The sequence below is a fragment of the Legionella sp. PATHC035 genome (assembly GCF_026191115.1).
In the GTDB taxonomy this organism is placed as follows: domain Bacteria; phylum Pseudomonadota; class Gammaproteobacteria; order Legionellales; family Legionellaceae; genus Legionella.
Window position 1 is genome coordinate 136,621 of the sequence record NZ_JAPHOT010000002.1, and the last position, 20,571, is coordinate 157,191.

A 20,571-nucleotide genomic window follows, 5' to 3' on the forward strand; every position below is an offset into this window, starting at 1 on the left:
GATAAATCAGCCCCAAAGAAGGAGCTTATCCATGAATAATGAAGAAATGAATTCACAAGAATTAAAAGAGGCCATCGCCTTGGATATAGAAACATTAAAAACATTGGACGTGGATATTATGCCGGCCAAGGAGTATTACCAGGCGAACAGGCGTTTGTTTTTGCATGTTTTTTTTAAACTATATGGAACAATACTTCTAGGATTTTTACTTCCACTCCCTTTTTATTGGAACGTATTGATGGTGGAGATTTCAACGCACGAGCTCATCTACATGTTTTTCTGGCTGCCATTAATGGCTCTAGGACTATGCCTTTTTGTTTTTCTATTCATTTACAGCACATTAAATCAATACATTTTGATTGACTATCAATTGAAACACAAACTAAGAACAGGCTCATTGATTGTAAAACAAATAAGAAGGGCTGGAACTATAGCCTATCGAATATTTGCGGGGATTGTTTTGATTCCTTCACTGTTCTTGTTTCCCAGTGCTGCCTTCTTCATATCCTTTGGCGCGTTTTTCATCAGCGGGATTTTAACGAGCATCCTTGTTGAAATGGAGCTCAATAGGATAGGCATCAGCGTGCTGTTTACTCTCATAAAGAATTATTTTGATAAGGACAAAAATGCCAGTGCGGCAATACCCTTAAAATAAACAAAACACATCAAAAAGAATAATTTTTAACCACAAATACAAGCAGTGGAAGCCGCTGCTTTGCCCAAAACAAGCTGGAGGAAGATATAATGCGCCATGAATCCAATTACAAACATTATACACGGGGCGGCCAGATCTCATTCCATAATCTGCGGATGTGGTTTCAGATTAACAAAGCGCTCTTTCATGTTTACTTATTCATTTGGGCAGGGTTAAGCATTGTAATGACCTGTATCTTTGCGCCACATGGAATGATAAGACAGACTGTGTCCTATCATGCGGCTCATTTTTATCACCTGGCAGGGGTGCCACATGTATTTTCTATCCCTGTTAAAGGGGGGTATGCATCACAAACTGTCGAACAGCTTCTCCACAATCACTATTTTTCTGCTACCTCCGATCGTTTACTGACACTCCTGTTACAGTCAACTCTATGGAGTTTTCCCCTATCGTTGATTGTGGCACTTTTGGTGAGCCGATATTTCATTTATCGAGGAAAGGTACAAACACAAAACCAATTTATACGAGGGGCTAGTTTAGTCCCATCAGAAACACTTAAAAAACAGATCATAAAGCAAAGAAAAGCATCTGATTTACATCTTGATGGATTTCCCCTGTTGCAAGGTGCAGAGGTGCAGCATTTATTGGTTCATGGCACGGTTGGGATGGGGAAAAGTCAGTTCATTATGAAATTGATGGATTGTTTACGTGCACGAGGCGACCGAGTCATTGTCTATGACAAGGGATGCACGTTTACTCAGGCTTATTTTCAGGAAGATCATGATGTTTTACTTAATCCTTTTGATGCACGCTGTGCTAATTGGGATTTATGGCTGGAAGCCCCAAAAGATGAATTACTGGAAAACATGGCAGAAAGCCTCATCCCCATGCATGGAGAAAACGATCCATTTTGGGTTAATGCAGCACGCACCGTGTTTGCCTGTCTTGCAAGTCAAATGCGTGAGGATAAGGAACGTTCCCTATCCAAGCTGTTAGGGTTACTGGTAACGGGCGAGTTTAGTGAGTTGGAACCTTATCTCAACGGCACGGCTGCAGCGACTTTGGTCAGTAATAAAATAGAAAAAACAGCCATCTCCATTCGCTCCGTCATCACAACCTACCTTAAATCAATGCAGTCGTTAAGTGGGCTTGATGAATCTGGTAAGCCTTCCTTTTCCATTCGTGATTATCTGTTAAATAAAGATTTGGAGGGCTGGCTTTTTATATCAAGCAATGGGGAACAGCATAAATCTTTAAAACCATTGATTTCGATGTGGATTGCCATGGCATCCCTGACACTTTTGAGCTTGCCAGAAGATGCGAACAGGCGAATTTGGTTTATTTGTGATGAATTACCAAGCCTGCACAAATTACCCTTATTGGGTGAAACCATTGCTGAAGTCAGGAAATTTGGCGGCTGTTTTCTGCTGGGAATGCAGAGCTTTAGTCAATTGGAGAAGGTATATGGGCGTAGTGGGGCGGCTGAAATTTTTGACTTGCTGAATACCCGAGCCTTTTTTGCAAGTCCAAGTCATGAAATGGCGCAACTTGTCAGTAAGGAACTTGGGGATGAGGAAATTGATGATACCCGAGAAAATTATTCTTATGGAGCTAACTCCATTCGTGATGGGATTTCCTTAGGAAAAAACCGTATTACACGACCCTTGGTGACTTATCCTGAAATTATGGGGCTTGATCCGCTTACTTGTTATCTGCGATTGCCAGGTCAATATCCTATAACAAAATTGGAGCTTCATTATCAAAAAAGAAGCGCGAAGGCTTCAGGTTTTCTACCTCGTGCCATACCGTCTCTTCCTGTTTCTAATACCAGCATTAAACATGTGCCTGTTGTTAATGAGTCCTCAGACAGTCGCTTTAATGCGCAAGAGTCGACTAATTCCAAGCGTTTCCAAGGTGAATACGAGATTGAATCTATTTTTTGATAGAGGAATAAATTATGTTAAGTCTGCGAGTTAAACCGATTAAAATGCCAGGTTATTATTTTGATAAGGAAAATTATTACTTTTCAAATCAATTGACCACCGAATGGGTGGGGTTAAGTGCTGAGCGACAAAACCTTTCTGGAGAGGTTAACGTACTATCCCTTGAGGCCGTTGTTCGTGGTGCATTACCGAGCGGCGATGTCATTGGCCTCAAAACCCAATCCGGCGAAATCAAGCATCGTGGCGGATATGATCTGACCTTCTCCGCGCCTAAATCGGTGTCCTATCTTGGTTTGGTTTGTGGCCATAAAGAGTTTATTGATTTGCATTTAAATGCCGTAAAAACGGTATTAAAACTCATTGAGAAGGAAGCTGCCGAAGCACGCAAATCAGGAAAAGAGGGTATGGAGTATGAAAAGACTGGCAATCTGTGTTTTGCGACCATCCTCCATGACACCTCCCGAGAGCTTGATCCTCAGCTCCATGTGCATGCACTTTTGATGAATTTTACTGAACGTCTTGATGGCAAGTGGCGTGCTTTAGCCTCTGATATCAGTCGTAATCACGGCACTATGGAATGGATTATGGACAACCAAATCTTTTTAGGGCTTGTGTACCGGTCTGAAATTGCTCTTGGTTTAAAAGAAATGGGGCTCGAAATAGAACATACAGGCGATGCCCATGGTTTATTTGAAATCAAACATTTTGATAAGACATTGCTGGAACGAATGTCTAAACGCCGTACCCAGGTTGAAGAACACATTAAAGGGATGCACTCAAATTCGTTAAAAGCATATGACAGAGCAACTCTGGATTCAAGAAAGTCAAAGGAAGTGGTTTCCCCAGAGGAATTACGCATGCGATGGAAAGCAGAAAGTGAAGCGCTGGGAGTAAATCCTGCCACCTATCTGGCCACTTTAAAGGATAAAACCAAAGAATCGCATACGCCTAAAGAAGCCATGTCCAATAATCAAGAACTCGATAGAAGTGTTCTTGATGCAATTGCGCATTTAGAAGAGAAAAAACTTACATTTACCTATCAGGAAGTGTTACAGACAAGTCTCTATTTTTCCTTAGGTGAACAGGGCTTTGAAGCGCTGATGTCACGGATTGATCAAGAAATTGATGCACAAAATCTGATTGCTCTTAATGCAGAAAACTCCTCTTTTACAACGAGTAAGCTCATTAACAAAGAACAAGAGCTCATAAAAAAAATCGTGAACTTCACACACCAAAAAAAAGGCATCGAACGAAATATGGATAAAGTGTGCAAACTCACCGATAATGAGTCCATTCAAAAGGCAGTAACTCAAGCCTTATTTAATAAAGATGGAGTTGTACGCATCAAGCAGCAAAGCGCTACCTCGCGTGAGCTTTTAAGTACTTTAATTGATTATTCACAGGATTCCAAAATAATTCGTATCCTTTGTCCCTCTGCTTTTTCTGCCAATACAATCAATAAGGATATGGCCAAATCAGCGCCTACACTGTGGCAATGGATTTTATCTATTGGGAAACAGGATTTGTGTGAAACAGTAGCAGGCTTTAATTATCGTCATGGTTCAGAACATAAATTGCCCTTTTTTCATAGTAAAAAGGAGCGCGAAGTACTGATTGTGGATGAAGCACAGCGCCTGGCTCCTGACGAGATGAATACTTTATTATCTATTGCCGATAAGCGATGTGCCAAGGTCATTTTTCTGGAAAAATCACAATCTCTGTCTGGCTTTAAATCCGATATTCCCGACTTGCTTGATAAAGCCTGTATAAAATCATTTGAGGTTGATGACAGAAAGGTGCCGGCCACCAGCATCAATCTTATAGAAGCCCAAACCGTTGAGGGACGTATTCTTAAAACAGCGCAAATGTACTGTAACTTGCCAGTAATCCAGAGGCAAAATACAAAAGTCTTTACTGTCTCAAAGCTCGAAGCTAAAGAAGTCAATGAAGCAATCCGTACTCAGTTAAAAGAGCAGGGAGAGATTTCATCAGATGAAAAGACTATAAATACATTAACCCGTATTCCCTTGACCCTCAGTGAAAAAAAACTGGCTAAAAGTTATCAGTCCAATTGGATATTAATCCATAACACCCGTACGGAATCAAAAAAATTCACGGTACTCGGTATTAATGAAAAAGACAATCAATTGATTGTTCGTAATTCCAATGGGGCAAGATCACTACTTGCTGCTAAAAATATTACAGATTCCATGCAGATTTATGAACAAACACCTTTATCGGTAGGAATCGGGGATCAATTAGTGGCCACTGCCAGTTTATCCTTTGAAGGATTAAAAATAGGAAACCAATATGAGGTTACTGCATTTACCCGACATGGAATAAAAATAAGAGATGGGAAAAGAAGCATTCATCTTATCACGAGTAACGAAAAGCATTTCCCATTGAGCCATGCCTATGCCAAAACCATGTATTCCGATGATCTTAAACCCGTGAAACAAACCATTATGACACTGCCAGCCTATGCGCTCAAACAAAATACCATGTCGCTTTTATGCGAATCCAGTAAAGAAAACGTAATGATTATTACGGATAATGTGGACAAGGCAAATCGATTTGCCATGAAAAGTGCGACAAAATCCTCCGCGATATCGCTGACTTTGGATGCCGCCAAAACAAATCATGGTGCACAGATTATTGACCATAGAACCACGAGTGATCTACTCAGTTCACTAGAGCAGGCCTTAACCCTATTAACCGCTAAAAAACCCCAAAAAAGTGATGCGGAAAAAGCGCTGCACTTTGCAATTGCTCACCTTTCAGAACGAGAGGCAGCCTTTACTCGATCAGATTTACTTGAAGTGGCCGTTCATCAGGCTATTGGAAAAGCAGGTCTTAATGAAATAGATAACGTCCTGGGTAATGCCATAAACAGTGGCGACTTAATATCTGGAGGGAACGAGTTTTTGACCACCAAAGAAGCGGTGGCATTTGAAGAATCGATTATAAAGAATGTTAAAGCGGGTATTAACATTCTTAAGCCATTGATGAGCAGTGATGAAGCGCAAAAACAACTAGAACTGACAGATCTTACCAAAGGCCAAAAAGAAGCTTGTGAGTTAATCACGACTACATCCGATCAGTTTATTATGATTCAGGGGTATGCAGGAACTGGAAAAACAACCATGACTCGCAGTGCTATTGATACCATCAAGCATGCCCAATCAATGACTCATGAAGAGGTTGAACTAATTGCGGTTGCGCCCACTCACCAGGCTGTAAAAGAAATGAGGGCTCTGGGAATTGAAGCCCAAACATTAAAGAGTTTCCTTATTGAACAAGAACAGGAATCGACATTAAGCAAAAAAACACTTGTTCTTATCGATGAATCATCCATGGTCTCTAATCGAGATTGCGCAAACCTCATGCAAAAAATTCATCATTCTGGCGCTCGTTGTGCAATGCTTGGCGATATTAGCCAACATCAAAGTATTGAAAGCGGTAAGCCAAGTAAGATATTAATTCAAGAGGGAAGCATCAGGGTGGCCTGTATGGATGATTTGGTAAGACAACAAGTTATCGAATACAAAAAAGCAATCGAAACATTAATCGCCGGTGATATTGACAAGGCCTTAGCTCAGTTAGCCAATCAACCCTTAGACTCAATCACCCGCACTAAAGCGGATAGTCCTTACCATAGCATTACCTCTTCAATTATTGAAACAGGCGATTCGACCAAAGACTACCTGCAACTGGAAAACACACAACAGCAATCAATAGATCCATTCCAGGAAGAATTAAAGCAAAAGAACCCCATCGAAATGGCTGTAGGAGATTATTTATCTCGTACACCATCATGCCGTGATAACACGATTGTTATCATTCATGAAAATAAAAAACGGGAAGTTGCAAATGGTTTGATAAGAGATGCCCTTATGAAAGAATCTACTTTAGGCTCCGAAAACAAAGAATTTCCGAGACTGTTAAGCACTAATTACACTACTGCAGAGCTTTATTATTGCGAAACATATCGGGATTGCTTAAAAAAGCAAGAGGAGTATTTTTTAAAGAAAGCGGAGCACTATTTCAAAGTGGTTTCAGTAGATGAATCAGCGAAAGTGGTAGTATTAAACGATGCGAAAGGAAATAAATGCCTCTTTGTTCCTGAAAAAGAAAATAAAGACTGGAAAATTGAATTGTTTCAATCGATGCCAGGAAGGGTTTCAGTTGGTGAAAAAATTCATTTTAAAAAATCCGATAAGACTCTAGGTCGATTCGCTAATGAAAGGGTACAGGTGACGGCGGTAAATAATGAGTCATTTACCGTAAAAGACAGTAGTGGTGTGGAACACGTGCTGCAAAAAAAATTGATGAGCGACTCCCATTGGGATTATAGTTATACGGCTACCAGCTATTCAATTCAAGGAGCTTCATCCCCATTTGTTATTGGGGTTGCTGAGACTAAAAATGCGCAAGTAAATCACCTGCGGTCGTTTTATATTATGGTAACGCGAGGCTCCTTGCAGGCAATGATTTATACAGACGATCATAAAAAGCTGCAAAAACAACTTCGCGTTACTCCTGAGAAAACTTCTGCATTGGAATCACTTAACCATCTGAATGTCCAAACAAAGCCCCCAATACCCAATGCACCATCAACATCACTCAAAGCAGCGCAAAGAATGCCCATAATGAAGAACCAGGAGCCTCGTTATGATGCGAATATGCTGTCACAACACTTATCCGAGCAGGCAGAGCTGGTAATAGAATCATTGCTAGGGCAGCCTAATCAAGCGCTTTCTTCCAAAACAGAATATCGATATGGTACTCACGGCAGCTTAAGCCTCTGTTTAAGCGGAGAAAAAAGAGGAGTTTGGCATAACTTTGAAACACAAGAAAAAGGAAACATGCTTCATTTGATCCAAAAAACATTGAATCTAAATTTTAAAGAAAGCCTTGAATATGCCGCCAAATTAACAGGTGATGACCTAAAGGAACGTATTAAAATAGCAAACAAAAACCCCAATAATTTTCAAGTGAAAGACACTGATAAGAAAAGAAAAACATCAGATTATGGTTTGCAATTGGTGCGAGAATCCAAACCTATATCAGGCACTATAGCAGAAAGGTATTTAAAAGAAATTAGAAAGATACATAATGTATCTGGGGAAAATATTCGATTTCATCCTAATGTCTATACCAAAGATACTGAGGAAGTACGCTACAGGCCAGCACTGTTAAATATTGCACGAGACAAAGACAATAAAGTGGCCTGCGTTGAAGTGGTATACCTGGATAATGAAACAGCAAATAAAGCAATAATGAAGATAAAACCCAAGAAATCTTATGGCTCAAAAGCAGGCGTTGGCGTCGTTTTAAGCGAGGGTAAAGGACATGAAAGTGTCACCTACATTACAGAAGGGGTGGAAACCGGATTAAGCGTTAGAGATGCAGTTCAAAATGAACGGGTTATAGCGACTCTTGGGAAAGAAAATTTTGTAAATATCGATATGGCATTACTTACAGATAAAATAGTCATTTGTATGGATAATGATGGCAAATCAATTAAAGAAGATAAGGTAATCATTCAAACCATTGAACGATTAAAACAGCATGGAAAAACTGTAGAAATTGCCATTCCGTTACATCAAAAAGACTTTAATGATGTGAATAAAAGCAGTGGGGTTCAAGGAGTGGTAGATATATTAAATAAAGCAACGAATGTCGATAAATTTATTGGCTGCCCTAATAAAATAGATATGAATCAAGATCAAATTAAGAAGTGTCTTGAGAGCATTTCTCGACAAATGAATCTCGAACTTCCTGAAAATAAAAATAATCCAATTGAGAAACTGAAAACCCTGCAGCGAGGAGAAATGGAAATATATTAATTACTTGAACGCAGTGCATCTAGGAATTTTATATGAAAAAAATGTTTGGAGTAATTTCTCTTTTATTGATAAATGGATCATCGGTCTACCTCATTTATCTCTATGTTTCAATAGCGTGCTCCACCAAAGTGAATAACCTGCTTCAGGTTGCTTATGAGCCATCTGGAATGCAAATGATTTTTTACTTTATATCGTTTCCAATTTTTATGGTTTTAGCAATATTAAGTCGTATTCATTGCTATTATTTTAATGTAAAAAATGGATTGACTTTATGTTTATTTTTAATCTGGTTCTTGTATTTTATGTTTATCATATACATTGATCGAATAGTTCATTTTCCTAAAGGGAATGAACTATTTTATTATGGTAGTTTGGCTATTTCATTAGTGGCATTTGCTTTAATTGGATTGACAACATATTTCCAGATGAAACAATTAATGACTTATTCAGAGTAAAATTTGAAGCTTAAAATAAGCCATATTATTTTTAAATTTAACTGGTAAATACCATTAATACTAACTTAATTATTGATATATCCTTCAATGAAATTATCTACTTTCTTCTTAAGTTCTGCGATATGTTCTTCGGCATTATTTGATTCACCTGAAAGTTTATTTTTATCATAAACACAGCGAAAAATATCAGCACTTATTCCCAGTAATCTTAAAAGATGAGTCGTGTGTTGACGATTCAATTCCTCCTCTTTTTCTAAGCGTCTTTTTTCATCTTCGCTGATTACTGGATTATCTTTATTGTGTAGGTATACCTTAATTCCTAATTCGATCATTTCTTTCATGGTTTGGGATGATGAATCATGTCCTTCATCTTTTTTAATTGTTTCGAGCTGATCAATGATTCTTTGATTTAGATAACAATAAGCCTTGGGCATACAATCCTCTTTTAAATTTATAATGCAGGTTCTGTGCATTGTTTTTACCTGGTTTAGAATAATTGTATCATTTAATAATGGGTGTCGAATAGGTGTGTATATTCGTTCAATAGATATTTTTTACTCATTCAATAGGTGTGGATTAGGTGTTGATATTTTATAACTTATTGATTATTATTAAAGAGTGGATGCACACCTATATAAAATAGGGGTGTTAGCAGATCTTAAAATGCCAATCCGCACGTAAGCTACTGAATAATAATAAAATGTTTTAAGCAATAAACATTGCGAGGGGTGTGTTCTTTTTTATTTGGTTTTGCTTTTTTTGTGTGTGTTTCACTGGCCATTTTAGTATAGTTTATTTAAATTAATATTTTGGGAAGCGCATAATAATTGCGTACTTGTGATTCACGGATTCTCTTATCTATAATCGTGTCACTGAACAGGGATATTTATATCATGGGCATATTAAAAAAAATTCTGAAAAAAATTGCTAAAATCATTCATTTTCGACCATATAGCGAATGGACTGAAAATGAAAAAGCAAAGTATGCTAAACAGAATTCTTTTCGTTCTTGCTCCAAATCAAATAATACAGAAATTAATCCTGCTACAGGATTACCAATGATTGGAGCTTTAGACAGCATGGGAAATTCTTTTGGTTCCAGTGCATCCGATAGAGACAATTATTGGAATAATGATTATCATCATTATTCAACGTACAATAGCAGCAATTATGATCCATTTAACAATCGTTATTAAAAGACACTAATTTTTATATTAAATTGAGGATTTATTATGGCTTTAATCAGCGCAAGAAAAGCACCTGAAACTGAAAAAATTAAGATCGAAATCAGTAAAGATATTTACTCAGAAATAAAAGAATACTGCTTATGGGCTGGTATTGATAACATTAGCCATTTTTTTGAAGAATCATCTACGATGATTTTCTCTAAAGACAAAGAATGGAAGCAATACAGAAAAGAGAAAAAATTAACTTTAGCATAATCAATTTAAAAAAGGATATTCAAGTGAAAAACAGTATTAAAAAAACGTGTAAATACATAGTACCCATAGCTATTATTAGCATATTTGTTTTTCACTCTTATTCAGTCCAATCAAAACTAGAGCAGAAAGAAAAACAAACCTATATTACTATAAAAGAGTTATCCGAACTTGCCGCGAAAAATCGAGGTGTTGAGCCAACTTTTCTGGATAAGGCAGTAATTGCTATTATGGATTGGCTCATCCCTGTCGCTTTTATTAATAAGAATGAATATCTCAAATTACTGTCTGAACATAAAAAAGAAATTACCTCAGAATCAAAAAAAATTTATGTGCCATCAAGCAAGATGGGGGAAGTTGTAGTCATCAAAAAATTTAAATTTTCAACACCGGAGATTAAGGAATCAAAATCCATACCTATGGGCAAAATTTTTAGTGCATTTGTCATCGCTCCCTTTCATGATTCTGATAGTCCTAATCAATTACAGTTTAAAATAAATATCAACCCCATTTCGTGCACCGCAATCTCTGATTCCATTTTAAAAACTGATTATAAATCAGGGAAAATAGTCGCAAAAATTAGCGAGATAAAGTGTGCTGATGATGAGTCGAAAATCATACCTTTAGAAGCAGTCGCACTTGTGTCAGGTAGGGTATTATCCTAAAAATGAATATTCGATCTCTTCAAATAAAAGCACATTCTATAGTCTTATGTTTTTCTTTAATTAAACGGAAGTTGGCGTTTCTTTTATTCATTGTTTTTCTGATAAATAGTAAAGCTATTTTTTCTTACATAAAGAGCTCTTTAACTGTAATCATTAACAAATTGGATGTTCTTATTTTAGATCACCAAATTTTTTATTATTTGGTGATCTTATCAATCAACATTCTATTAATTATCAAAGCATATTCAAGGTATAAAACTAACAAGATGAGGCATAAAGACTAGCAAAAAACACCTCTTGCAATTCAAAGTAATTCCCAATCTCCAAAGTATCCCTCTTTGGTTTTGATTAAATCCTCATAAACGCACATTTCTAAACCATTCCCTAATTCATCCCACCCCGTTAAATCCATGGCCTCCTTCAATGCGCTCTCAGTAACAAAAAAGATCCTTGGTACTCCATAAGTCCATATAATCACATCAACATCATTAAGGGTTGCGCCTTCAAATCCCCAATCATCCATTTCTTGTTCTGGGGTATTGCGTCCATGATATAATCTTAATTTCATAATTGTCCTTTAAAATTGATTGATTTGCTTGTCATCCGTAGAATGATGAACAAAGGAATACTCCTTTGCTCATCAATGCCTGCTTATCTTTTTATTTCCATCATTTTTTCAGTAAGAGTCCATAACGCACGATTTAATTTCACATTTTGATCAATGGCTTTTACTTCTCTGGTTTTGGTTCGAGTGGTGTAACCGTATTTATTTAAACGATGGCCACGGATCCCACCTTTAATTAAGTTTTCTTGCAGGACATTAAACACGGTAAACAAATCATTATCTTTTTGATCTACATAACGCCTTGGTTGCAATAAACTCTTAGGATTAACGATAATACCCCCCTCTGTATCAGAGAATTTTAGTGAGTGAGCAGCTTCTGCAAAAATCATTTTTTCATCGTCATTCAAGTGAATGGAAGCCATATCATCGGATACATCAAGCATGTTATTTGCTGTCTCAATCACTTTGTAGGTGCCTTCAATGACATTCCCAAGAACATCCCCCTGATGTTTAATTCTAATTTCGTTATACGCTTGTCCAGCGATCATTCCATTACTGCACACAACCCGAAAAAGACCCGCCATTAAGCGATAAGAAGACAAACCATCATGAGAGTTAATAAGAACCAATTCGGGATAAAGCCCCTGATTATTTTGCAGGACATCATGGCGTTGAAAACGGAGCATGTGTTTTGCAAATACTTTCGCTTCTTGGTTCTGGCTTTTGGTCTGGGTTGCCCAAGTGGGGAAAAAACCTTCTGACATTAATTTATCAATGATTTGCTCGGTTGAAATGGGCGAGTACTTGGTACTCGTTTTATAAGAGCTGGCTTGTGTGAATATGGATGGCGCTAATTTGAATAATTTATCTTTTGATAATACTGGTAACATGTTGTTCTCCTATGTTTTTACTATTGTTCTCAAGGAACAAATACAGTATCGCAAAAAACCGACCCAAGGTCAAAATTATTTATAAATTTTCTTTATAAACTTTATTTATTACAAATGTTGATATTTTAAGATGCACTTGTTATACTGTTCTTGTCTTAGTGACCAATAGTAAAAACATAGGAGAACAGCATGACTATTCCAGAAATTATCCAACGCCAATTACTGCACACAAATAAAGCGATCGTCTGGTCGTGGGGTGTGTCCAAATGGTATAAAGTATCCAATACAATGCTTGCAATACGAGTTCATGCACACCGCCTCAATGGGTTTGTATGCATCACATTGGATGAGGCACATGATTTGTATAACATTACTTTTTATTCAAATAAAACAGTTCCAGAGATGCTTAAGCATCCTGTTTCTGCATATGAGGCGATAGAAGGGGTTTATTGCGATCAACTCGTTGAGTTCATTGATAATATAATCGAAAGAATACCAAACTATAAATATTAAACCTTATCCAGCCTCCAATCGCTGGGGGCTAGAAATCATTTGAGGTGATTTAATGAAAAAATTATCATTTGCCGTTAAGGCAAACATGAATAAACCCCCTAGAGTTCATGTGCAATCAGCAGATAAAAAAACAACCTATGGTTCATTTCAAGCCAATAACTGTGATGAATTTGATGCCTGGAATAAATTAAGCCCAGAAGAAACCATTGAATTAAAGCATTATATGAACAATATGTCGGCTATTGAGCATTACTTTTCTACAAAGGCTCTGTCCGAACAAAAAGATTTTAGAATCAAATTACCCAACAGTTTTATAGGTACTATAGATGAAATAAGCAAGCTATGCTCTGAGGAAGACATCAACTTAAATGTTTATGATGCCATGATTAGTGCAGCCATTGGGCAGCTTAAAATCAAGACAGCAAGCCTTCCTGATGACAAAAAGCAGCAAGCCCTGATGCTCCTTAATCAACTCGGACTATCTGAAAATGTAAAATCGGATGTTTCCTTAAAAATACAAGCGGTATTCTCTGAATTATTGTCCATTCATAATAAATCAGAAAAACTGCACCAAAAATCCATAGTCCTTTTTAATAAAGATAAAAGTATTTCTCCGAAAACCATTGAAGAAATCGCAAAAGGTGATTTATCAACCTCCAAATGGTTAGTATCTTGTGCCATAGAGATTTTACTGGAAGAAAAACCAGATATTGTGCAAAAAATATTATCTGATAACGATATCTTGTTTTTGTGGGCGACTCCTTCACTAAAAAATAATAGGCCAATCAAGGAATTACTCGATAAATTAGGGTCTTTGAATAACTCCGAAATGTTAAGCAGCAAACTAAATTCCATGACAGACTTTAGTTAAAGACTTTCCAAAATATCACATTTATGCTATAAATTACTATGAGAATAAAATTTTACCAAAAACAATCAGGCAAAAACCCTGTGGCGGAATTCCTAAATGATTTGCCATCCGATGAAATCGCGCGACTTGCCGGTTGTTTAAAGAATGTTGAAGAGCTTGGTTTTGATAGCCCAAGGGTACAATTCAGGCAAATAAAAGGCTCGCTTTGGGAAATTAAGATTAAAACATCACGCAGTGGTTATCGTTTTTTTTATGTGTGTATTCAAAAGGAAATCATTGTTCTTTTACATGCTTACAAAAAGCAGTCACAAAAAGCGCCAAAGCAAGAAATTGAACTGGCTGAAAAACGAATGATGGAGGTATACGACCATGAAAGCACTTACCTTAAATGAGTTTATTGACGACAAAATCAATAAGGACGAAGAATTTGCCAAGCACTATGAGCGTGAGCAAATCATTAATAACATTGCCGTCATGATTGTGAATGCCCGTAAAAAGCGGCATATGACTCAATCCGAGTTGGCCAATAAAATTGGAACCAAGCAATCGGTTATTTCTCGTCTTGAAAGCGGCAATAGCTCCTTTATTCCCTCATTAGAAACGTTGGTAAAGGTCGCTGATGCGCTCAACATGCACTTAAAATTGCAATTACAAGCCTAATAAACATTTGGCCAACATCAAATAACAGTACTTTTTAAAGGATATAAAATGGCATTAGATTTTTCCAAACTGAGTACAGGACAAACTGTTGATACAGTCTTAAAGCCAAGAGAAATTTTTAGCGCCTTACCAAATAAAAAACCAAACAAATTCCATTACCCCCGCGATGTGCAATCTCAAGTATGGAGCAAATGGTTTGACCGCAAAGAAGAACGCAACCTGGTTATAAAAATGAATACTGGTGGCGGTAAAACAGTGGTTGGCCTTTTAATTTTAAAAAGTTGCTTGAATGAGAAGAAAGGGCCTGTAGTTTATATAGTTCCAGATAATTTTTTAGTAGAACAAGTGTTATCCGAAGCCAAAGATCTTGGATTAAATGCCGTTGATAACCCTGAAAATGAGAGTTTTTTAAAAGGAAAAGCAATTCTAGTAACTAATATATATAAATTAATTAACGGGAAATCAGTATTTGGTGTTGGCGATGAGGGAGCAAAAATACCCATTAAGACACTCCTTATTGATGATGCTCATGCGTGCGTAAACACAGTCGAAGAACAATTCACTTTGAACGTGTCATCATCTAACCCAGCATATAAAAAATTATTTAGTCTTTTTGAAGAAGCAATGAAAAGGCAGTCGGAAGCAAAATATTTGGAGATTGAAGCGGGAGACCCCTTTGCTTACATTCTGATCCCATATTGGAACTGGCAAGAAAATCTAAGTAAGGTAATGCAGGTTTTAATTGAAAACAAAAATCATGAAGACATAAAATTTAAATGGCCATTAATAAAAGAAAATTTAGAGCGATGCAGTTGCGTTATTAGTAAGCATTCCATTGAAATTACTAGTAATTGTATTCCAATTGATGTGATTCCTTCTATTAGTAATGCATCAAGAAAAATATTTATGACCGCGACATTATCAGACGATAGCGTCTTAACGACCCATTTTGGTGTTAGCTCTCAATATCTTAATAACCCTATCACTCCAGATTCAGCGGGAGATGTAGGTGATCGATTAATCCTATTACCACAAGCTCTCAACACAAATATGTTTGATAGTGATGTTAAAGAATTATGTTTGAAATTATCCAAAGAATATAACGTGGTAGTTATTGTCCCATCTAACAAACGATTGGAGTTTTGGGAGGATGCAGCTGATCTCATTTTAAAAAAAGACACTATCCTTCAAGGAGTTGAACAACTTAAAACAACTCATATTGGCTTAACAATTTTAGTTAACAAATATGATGGGATTGATTTGCCCGAAAATGCTTGTCGATTGTTAGTTATAGATGGATTACCAGCCGCTCGAAATAATATTGATAAAATTCGCCAGAGCGAGCTTGCGGGTAGTTCGAACAAAGTAAATCAAATCGTTCATAAAGTAGAACAGGGGATGGGGAGAGGTGTTAGATCTAATGATGATTATTGCGTCATTTTTCTTATGGGAAAAGATCTTACTTCTCAGCTTTATACGGGCGAAACTTTAGAACTATTTTCACCGGCGACAAAGGCTCAACTAGAATTGTCAGAAAGGGTAGCAGATCAAATAAAAGATAAAGGAGTTGAGGAAATTAGATCCGTAATAAACTACTGTCTAAAAAGAGACCCGCAATGGGTTGAGTTAAGTAGAGGTATTATGGCTAACCTAAATTACTCCAATAAAAATACATCTGACTCAATAAAAATCGCTTTAAGAGAAGCTTACGATTTAGATCGCTCAGGGAAACCACAAGAAGCAGCAAACAGAATTTTACATGAAATCAATAACTCAACCGATGATCTTTTATTAAAAGGCGTATTAAAACAATACATGTCGGAGTATATAAACAAGTACGATAAGGTGGAATCGCAAAAAACCCAACTATCCGCTATTTCTGATAATTTGAGAGTTCTTAAACCAATCGAAGGCATCAGTTATAAACCATTAAAAACCCATACAGGATCACAAGCAATACGATGTTCTACCTATTTAAAAGACAAATTTAAAGATGGAAACAAACTTATTATCTATACAGAGGGAGTATTTTCAAAACTTATATTTAGTGAAGGTACTGCAAATATATTTGAGGATGCTTTTAACGAGTTAGCATACCTTCTTGGCTTTATAGGCCAACGCCCCGAAAATGATTATGGAAAAGGACCAGATAATCTCTGGCTGTTGGATGATTTAAAATTTTTAGTTATTGAATGTAAAAATGGTGCAACCACCGATTTTATTTGCAAACACGATTGTAATCAGCTGAATGGTTCTGAAATTTGGTTTAATAATAATTATGGCAATGGTGCTAAATGTGTACCTATTATGATTCATTTATCTACTTGTTTTGAGTATGCGTGTCCTCCAAGTAACAATATAAAAATAATAAATAAGAGCTTATTAGAAAAGCTAGTTAATAACGCCCGTAAATTTATACGATCTATAGCCACTGAAAATAAGTTTGAAGACAGTCAAGCTGTCAAACAACATCTGGCACAATACAAGTTAGAGGCTAATGATATTATCGCCAACTATACAACTGCTTTTAAAACAAAAAAAACCTGAGCACTACATACTAGGTAAAAAGATAAAAATCAGCATTTCGATAGAATACTTGTTGGGATTATTTTACTAACCTTTGAATTGGTTGAACAAGTATCGGCTTATCTCAAAATAAAGATCATCTCGATTAATTCGTATTCCATAGAGATCGGTATTGCGACAGAGAGTAACACCTTTAGAACTCACCCAAACAAATCACTATGTGATCCTGTTCGTGATAATCGCAGCAATTGTATGCGATCATCTTTAATGGTCTTATAAATTAATAACCAATCGGGGGTAATGTGACATTCACGATAACCATCCCAATTTACGGAAAGACTGTGATCCTTATGCTTTGGATCCAGGGGTTCTTCCTTTTGCAATTGCTCTACAATAGAGTCTAAGAGCGTCCTTCTTTTCCCTTGCTTCGTAATCTTTTTCAAATCACGCTTAAACTGTGTCGCCAACTCTAATTCAAGCATTATCTACAGAATCCCATACATCCTTCATTGTTTTAAATCGCTCGCCTTTTCCTGATTCCAGCTCTGCCATGGCCTCTCTTGTCTCTTTGTTCGGTATTTTTACCTCAAAAGGCAGGCCATTTTGGAGACAGACCTGGCTATAGAACAGTCGAATCGCCTCGGCTGTAGATAAGCCTACCTTATGCAAAATCGCTTCTGCCTGCATTTTAAGAGCAGGCTCAATACGAGCATTAATTGTTGCCGCCTTATTCATCTTAGTAACTCCCAAAATACTGATATTTTAATTGTATAACAAATGCATTACATTTTCAATTTTTCTATTTTATATGGGCTATCAATAAAGTACACCCTTGTGATGCCTGTCGTGATCTTGAAGCACCTACACTTTTAGCTATCAAAAGATACCGATTGTATAATTTGATAGAACCAAATCACATAGTCTAAAATCTATTGATAGACTCTCTCGGCTTCCTAACTTTCAAATAATTCTTCTATGGTCGACTGCATCTCTTCTTGACTGGGTTTTGCATAACGAAAAATTTCCTTAATGGACACATTCCCACTAAGCTCCTGTGCAAAATGCACTCCATGTTTATCAGTCACTTTCTTCAAGAAAGTATGCCGAAGCTTATGGGGTGTAAATTCAAATCGCTCGTTCTCTGGTAATAGTGCTAACACTTGTTTTAAGACACGCTGACATATTCTAAAAATATTCCGAGTATTAATACGATTCCCAGCCCTATTAATAAATAATGGTTCGTCAGGTTCTGAAACTCGACTCTTTAAATAATTATCCAAATGTTCTCTGGCTTCTTGGGGTAAAGGAATTTTTATAGTCACCCTTTTACTCTTATGTCGTACTACAGAATGAAGTCCTTTCGAGTGATACTGGTGTACATTTAATGAAACCAACTCAGATTCTCGCAAGCCTGTTCCCAGCAAGACATAAAACACTGCCGTTTCCAGTAATGCATTTTGATTTTTTCGGGTACATATTTTAGCGCGTTGTTCACAGGCTGCTTTTAAGCGCATAAGTTGTTTTGAATTTAAGCCATTCCATTCTGGCGCGTCAGTTTGTAAATCCTTAACCCCTGATAAGGGATCCCCAGCAATTAAGGGTCTTTGCTGGTAGAGCCATCGGCCTGCATGACGAATGGTTGCCATGGTCCGATTAATTGAAGTCGCTTTGTATGCTTTTCCAGTTTTCTCCGAAATGGTATTGCATAAGGAACGTTGAAATTGTTTGCTTACTGCTGGTGTCCAATTATCTACCTGGTCATGTCCTACTTCGACCTGAAAAAAATTTAAAAACTTAGATAAGTCTTTTTGTTTCGCCTGGACTGTTTTATCAGGTGCACCTTTGACATGAACCTGAAAATAAAATGACAACCAGGCAGACAAAGAATTGGTATCAAAACGAACATCTAAAGGATGAAAAACCTTATCTACCCCAAACTTTCGATTTTTACTATTTTGGTGATCCAATACGTTCAAGACATTCTCCATGAGTGTTTTTTTCATTTTACCTCATTTGGGGTAGATAAGGTACGTTATCTACCCCAAAAGCATCAAATCATTTTTTTCATTAAATTTTTATAACGTGGCCTTTTTGTGCTACAATTAAATCATCATGATTTTTCGAGATAAAAATGAAAACGGCAACTGTAAGAGCACGAGTAGAACCAGCATTGAAACTGGAAGTAGAGTCCGTATTAAATGAATTGGGTTTATCAGTATCAGAAGCTATTGAAATTTACTTACGTCAAATTAAATTAGTACATGGGATCCCTTTTGATATCTGTATCCCAAATAAAACAACCCAAGAAACATTTGAGCATACTGATCATGGTGAGAATCTTAATTATTATAAGAATGCCAAAGATATGTTTGATAAGTTGGAAAGCTAATGCTTAAACCCATAACCACGAACCAATTTGAAAGGGATATTAGGGGTTCTAAACGCTAACCCCAGAAATTTCCGACCGATTTTTAGTCATCTTAGATGCTTATAAAACATGGCTAGCTTTACTTGATAGTTTGTTGTAACCAGTCCAACATATATTTTCGAGTCTCTTGAGGTGCTTGGTCAATGCTCTGCATACAGACGAAGGAAATTTGATGATTATGTTGTACACTGTGCAAACGAGCCTTTATTTTTTTAAAGGAGTGGCAAGCTCCGTTGACCATGATTGACTGATGATTAGAGTCATATAGTACTCTTTTATGTTTAATGTCCAAATGCACCATCAGTGGAATACTGGATACTTGCTCTGGATCACGAAATGGGTAGTGGAGATTATCTACAAATAATTCTGGTTTTTGTATCATATAATCGTCAAAGGTTTCTTTGATCAATGGGAATGGGGCATGAGGCAATAGATAAAAATGTTTATCTAGTCCTGCAAGTCTGGCGCTTTTTTCCTGCCAAGACCGATGAGGATTTGTATTGGGTTGCACCTTATCTTCTCCAATCAAAACGCTGAAATATTTTTTAATTCGGTATGATATTTTTTGTTCCGCTTGTATTTTCCACTTACCGCGAAGAACGATGCATTCATTGCGAAAAAAATCATTGGGGGTTACGTCGCGAATAATGAAAAAATCATCGTTAAAATAAAGAAACTGATTGGATAATCCTTTGATACGCCAAATTAGCCATTCAATACTAAGGCTGTTAAATACAGGGGATGTTATATTAAATTCATTGAGCAAATCATTTTGATCGATTACCTTAATTTTATTTCCAAAGGCGCTTCCTTGTAAATCTAAAACAGCTTGAGGTGTTTGCTGGTTAGTAATTATATAAATAGTTCTTATCCACGGAGCAAAACGATACAATGAATGCAAGCAATAATGAATTTCATTACATTGTTGAATACGAGTGGGTTCCACCGCAATGTCCTGTTCAATCCCCTTCTGAATACAGAAAGAACTTAATTTTTGTTGATACTTAGGATCGTAACCATCAACCCATGAGATAACTGCATCAATAGAACTCATTGTTAATCCTTTAGAAATAGTGCAACCAATATTTTGTATTTGTACTTAGATTCGGGAA

The 20,571-nt window shown here is 36.8% G+C and carries 20 protein-coding genes; 13 read left to right on the forward strand and 7 right to left on the reverse strand.

The window, feature by feature from the left end; all coding sequences use genetic code 11:
- Window positions 1–31 precede the first annotated feature (31 nt).
- From OQJ13_RS16770 to OQJ13_RS16785, 4 genes are all read left to right on the forward strand, one after another.
- Window positions 32–655 (forward strand): hypothetical protein, encoded by a 624-nt coding sequence (locus tag OQJ13_RS16770; protein ID WP_014845136.1) that lies wholly within the window; start codon window positions 32–34, stop codon window positions 653–655.
- Window positions 656–744: 89 nt separating this feature from the next.
- Window positions 745–2,598 (forward strand): type IV conjugative transfer system coupling protein TraD, encoded by a 1,854-nt coding sequence (gene traD / locus OQJ13_RS16775; protein ID WP_014845135.1) that lies wholly within the window; start codon window positions 745–747, stop codon window positions 2,596–2,598.
- Between the two features lie 14 nt (window positions 2,599–2,612).
- Window positions 2,613–8,447 (forward strand): conjugative transfer relaxase/helicase TraI, encoded by a 5,835-nt coding sequence (gene traI / locus OQJ13_RS16780; protein ID WP_014845134.1) that lies wholly within the window; start codon window positions 2,613–2,615, stop codon window positions 8,445–8,447.
- A gap of 32 nt (window positions 8,448–8,479) precedes the next feature.
- Entirely contained in the window at window positions 8,480–8,902 is a 423-nt protein-coding gene (locus OQJ13_RS16785) for a hypothetical protein (RefSeq protein ID WP_019350439.1), read from the forward strand.
- A gap of 65 nt (window positions 8,903–8,967) precedes the next feature.
- Here the strand turns inward: OQJ13_RS16785 and OQJ13_RS16790 are convergent, their stop codons facing one another.
- A complete protein-coding gene (locus tag OQJ13_RS16790) occupies window positions 8,968–9,336 on the reverse strand; it encodes a hypothetical protein (protein ID WP_014845133.1) in 369 nt (122 codons plus the stop codon).
- A gap of 393 nt (window positions 9,337–9,729) precedes the next feature.
- Between OQJ13_RS16790 and OQJ13_RS16795 the strand changes: the two genes are divergently transcribed.
- From OQJ13_RS16795 to OQJ13_RS16805, 3 genes are read left to right on the forward strand one after another with little or no spacing between them, the layout of a single operon-like run.
- Window positions 9,730–10,098 carry a hypothetical protein gene (locus OQJ13_RS16795; RefSeq protein WP_255464430.1) on the forward strand — a complete coding sequence of 123 codons (369 nt, stop codon included), beginning with the start codon at window positions 9,730–9,732 and terminating at the stop codon, window positions 10,096–10,098.
- Between the two features lie 36 nt (window positions 10,099–10,134).
- A complete protein-coding gene (locus OQJ13_RS16800; RefSeq protein WP_014845131.1) occupies window positions 10,135–10,344 on the forward strand; it encodes a hypothetical protein in 210 nt (69 codons plus the stop codon).
- Window positions 10,345–10,367: 23 nt separating this feature from the next.
- The gene (locus tag OQJ13_RS16805; RefSeq protein WP_014845130.1) at window positions 10,368–11,006 is read left to right on the forward strand and encodes a hypothetical protein; all 639 of its coding nucleotides are present in this window, start codon (window positions 10,368–10,370) and stop codon (window positions 11,004–11,006) included.
- Window positions 11,007–11,310: 304 nt separating this feature from the next.
- Here OQJ13_RS16805 and OQJ13_RS16810 read toward each other — a convergent pair whose 3' ends face one another.
- Together OQJ13_RS16810 and OQJ13_RS16815 are read right to left on the reverse strand one after the other, a co-directional pair.
- Window positions 11,311–11,574 (reverse strand): hypothetical protein, encoded by a 264-nt coding sequence (locus tag OQJ13_RS16810; protein ID WP_014845129.1) that lies wholly within the window; start codon window positions 11,572–11,574, stop codon window positions 11,311–11,313.
- A gap of 83 nt (window positions 11,575–11,657) precedes the next feature.
- A complete protein-coding gene (locus OQJ13_RS16815) occupies window positions 11,658–12,461 on the reverse strand; it encodes a DUF932 domain-containing protein (protein WP_014845128.1) in 804 nt (267 codons plus the stop codon).
- Window positions 12,462–12,650: 189 nt separating this feature from the next.
- On the opposite strand from OQJ13_RS16815, the gene OQJ13_RS16820 reads away from it, so the two are divergent.
- The 5 genes from OQJ13_RS16820 to OQJ13_RS16840 are packed head-to-tail and all read left to right on the forward strand — an operon-like array spanning window position 12,651 to window position 17,052.
- A complete protein-coding gene (locus OQJ13_RS16820; protein WP_014845127.1) occupies window positions 12,651–12,974 on the forward strand; it encodes a hypothetical protein in 324 nt (107 codons plus the stop codon).
- 52 nt (window positions 12,975–13,026) lie between these two features.
- On the forward strand, window positions 13,027–13,845 hold the full coding sequence (locus tag OQJ13_RS16825; RefSeq protein WP_014845126.1) for a hypothetical protein: 819 nt from the start codon (window positions 13,027–13,029) through the stop codon (window positions 13,843–13,845).
- Between the two features lie 38 nt (window positions 13,846–13,883).
- The gene (locus OQJ13_RS16830; protein ID WP_014845125.1) at window positions 13,884–14,237 is read left to right on the forward strand and encodes a type II toxin-antitoxin system RelE/ParE family toxin; all 354 of its coding nucleotides are present in this window, start codon (window positions 13,884–13,886) and stop codon (window positions 14,235–14,237) included.
- Window positions 14,215–14,505 (forward strand): helix-turn-helix domain-containing protein, encoded by a 291-nt coding sequence (locus OQJ13_RS16835; RefSeq protein WP_014845124.1) that lies wholly within the window; start codon window positions 14,215–14,217, stop codon window positions 14,503–14,505. Before OQJ13_RS16830 ends, OQJ13_RS16835 begins: the two co-directional genes overlap by 23 nt.
- A gap of 48 nt (window positions 14,506–14,553) precedes the next feature.
- On the forward strand, window positions 14,554–17,052 hold the full coding sequence (locus OQJ13_RS16840; protein WP_014845123.1) for a DEAD/DEAH box helicase family protein: 2,499 nt from the start codon (window positions 14,554–14,556) through the stop codon (window positions 17,050–17,052).
- 179 nt (window positions 17,053–17,231) lie between these two features.
- Here OQJ13_RS16840 and OQJ13_RS16845 read toward each other — a convergent pair whose 3' ends face one another.
- The 3 genes from OQJ13_RS16845 to OQJ13_RS16855 all read right to left on the reverse strand — a co-directional run bounded on the left by OQJ13_RS16845 (window position 17,232) and on the right by OQJ13_RS16855 (window position 19,034).
- Window positions 17,232–17,513 carry a type II toxin-antitoxin system mRNA interferase toxin, RelE/StbE family gene (locus OQJ13_RS16845; protein ID WP_014845122.1) on the reverse strand — a complete coding sequence of 94 codons (282 nt, stop codon included), beginning with the start codon at window positions 17,511–17,513 and terminating at the stop codon, window positions 17,232–17,234.
- Window positions 17,506–17,766, reverse strand: coding sequence for a type II toxin-antitoxin system RelB/DinJ family antitoxin (locus tag OQJ13_RS16850; protein WP_014845121.1), 261 nt, complete (start codon window positions 17,764–17,766; stop codon window positions 17,506–17,508). Before OQJ13_RS16850 ends, OQJ13_RS16845 begins: the two co-directional genes overlap by 8 nt.
- A 218-nt stretch (window positions 17,767–17,984) precedes the next feature.
- On the reverse strand, window positions 17,985–19,034 hold the full coding sequence (locus OQJ13_RS16855) for a tyrosine-type recombinase/integrase (protein WP_265712043.1): 1,050 nt from the start codon (window positions 19,032–19,034) through the stop codon (window positions 17,985–17,987).
- A 128-nt stretch (window positions 19,035–19,162) separates the two neighbouring features.
- Here OQJ13_RS16855 and OQJ13_RS16860 point away from each other — a divergent pair, with 128 nt between their 5' ends.
- The gene (locus OQJ13_RS16860) at window positions 19,163–19,420 is read left to right on the forward strand and encodes a type II toxin-antitoxin system RelB/DinJ family antitoxin (protein ID WP_058509167.1); all 258 of its coding nucleotides are present in this window, start codon (window positions 19,163–19,165) and stop codon (window positions 19,418–19,420) included.
- A gap of 118 nt (window positions 19,421–19,538) precedes the next feature.
- Here the strand turns inward: OQJ13_RS16860 and OQJ13_RS16865 are convergent, their stop codons facing one another.
- Entirely contained in the window at window positions 19,539–20,513 is a 975-nt protein-coding gene (locus OQJ13_RS16865) for a hypothetical protein (protein ID WP_058511957.1), read from the reverse strand.
- Window positions 20,514–20,571: the final 58 nt, after the last annotated feature.

Coding starts and splice junctions, on each gene's coding strand:
- OQJ13_RS16770 (WP_014845136.1), top strand. CDS start 32: ATGAATAATGAAGAAATGAATTCACAAGAATTAAAAGAGGCCATCGCC.
- traD (WP_014845135.1), top strand. CDS start 745: ATGCGCCATGAATCCAATTACAAACATTATACACGGGGCGGCCAGATC.
- traI (WP_014845134.1), top strand. CDS start 2,613: ATGTTAAGTCTGCGAGTTAAACCGATTAAAATGCCAGGTTATTATTTT.
- OQJ13_RS16785 (WP_019350439.1), top strand. CDS start 8,480: ATGAAAAAAATGTTTGGAGTAATTTCTCTTTTATTGATAAATGGATCA.
- OQJ13_RS16790 (WP_014845133.1), bottom strand. CDS start 9,336: ATGCCCAAGGCTTATTGTTATCTAAATCAAAGAATCATTGATCAGCTC.
- OQJ13_RS16800 (WP_014845131.1), top strand. CDS start 10,135: ATGGCTTTAATCAGCGCAAGAAAAGCACCTGAAACTGAAAAAATTAAG.
- OQJ13_RS16810 (WP_014845129.1), bottom strand. CDS start 11,574: ATGAAATTAAGATTATATCATGGACGCAATACCCCAGAACAAGAAATG.
- OQJ13_RS16815 (WP_014845128.1), bottom strand. CDS start 12,461: ATGTTACCAGTATTATCAAAAGATAAATTATTCAAATTAGCGCCATCC.
- OQJ13_RS16820 (WP_014845127.1), top strand. CDS start 12,651: ATGACTATTCCAGAAATTATCCAACGCCAATTACTGCACACAAATAAA.
- OQJ13_RS16825 (WP_014845126.1), top strand. CDS start 13,027: ATGAAAAAATTATCATTTGCCGTTAAGGCAAACATGAATAAACCCCCT.
- OQJ13_RS16830 (WP_014845125.1), top strand. CDS start 13,884: ATGAGAATAAAATTTTACCAAAAACAATCAGGCAAAAACCCTGTGGCG.
- OQJ13_RS16835 (WP_014845124.1), top strand. CDS start 14,215: ATGAAAGCACTTACCTTAAATGAGTTTATTGACGACAAAATCAATAAG.
- OQJ13_RS16840 (WP_014845123.1), top strand. CDS start 14,554: ATGGCATTAGATTTTTCCAAACTGAGTACAGGACAAACTGTTGATACA.
- OQJ13_RS16845 (WP_014845122.1), bottom strand. CDS start 17,513: ATGCTTGAATTAGAGTTGGCGACACAGTTTAAGCGTGATTTGAAAAAG.
- OQJ13_RS16850 (WP_014845121.1), bottom strand. CDS start 17,766: ATGAATAAGGCGGCAACAATTAATGCTCGTATTGAGCCTGCTCTTAAA.
- OQJ13_RS16855 (WP_265712043.1), bottom strand. CDS start 19,034: ATGAAAAAAACACTCATGGAGAATGTCTTGAACGTATTGGATCACCAA.
- OQJ13_RS16860 (WP_058509167.1), top strand. CDS start 19,163: ATGAAAACGGCAACTGTAAGAGCACGAGTAGAACCAGCATTGAAACTG.
- OQJ13_RS16865 (WP_058511957.1), bottom strand. CDS start 20,513: ATGAGTTCTATTGATGCAGTTATCTCATGGGTTGATGGTTACGATCCT.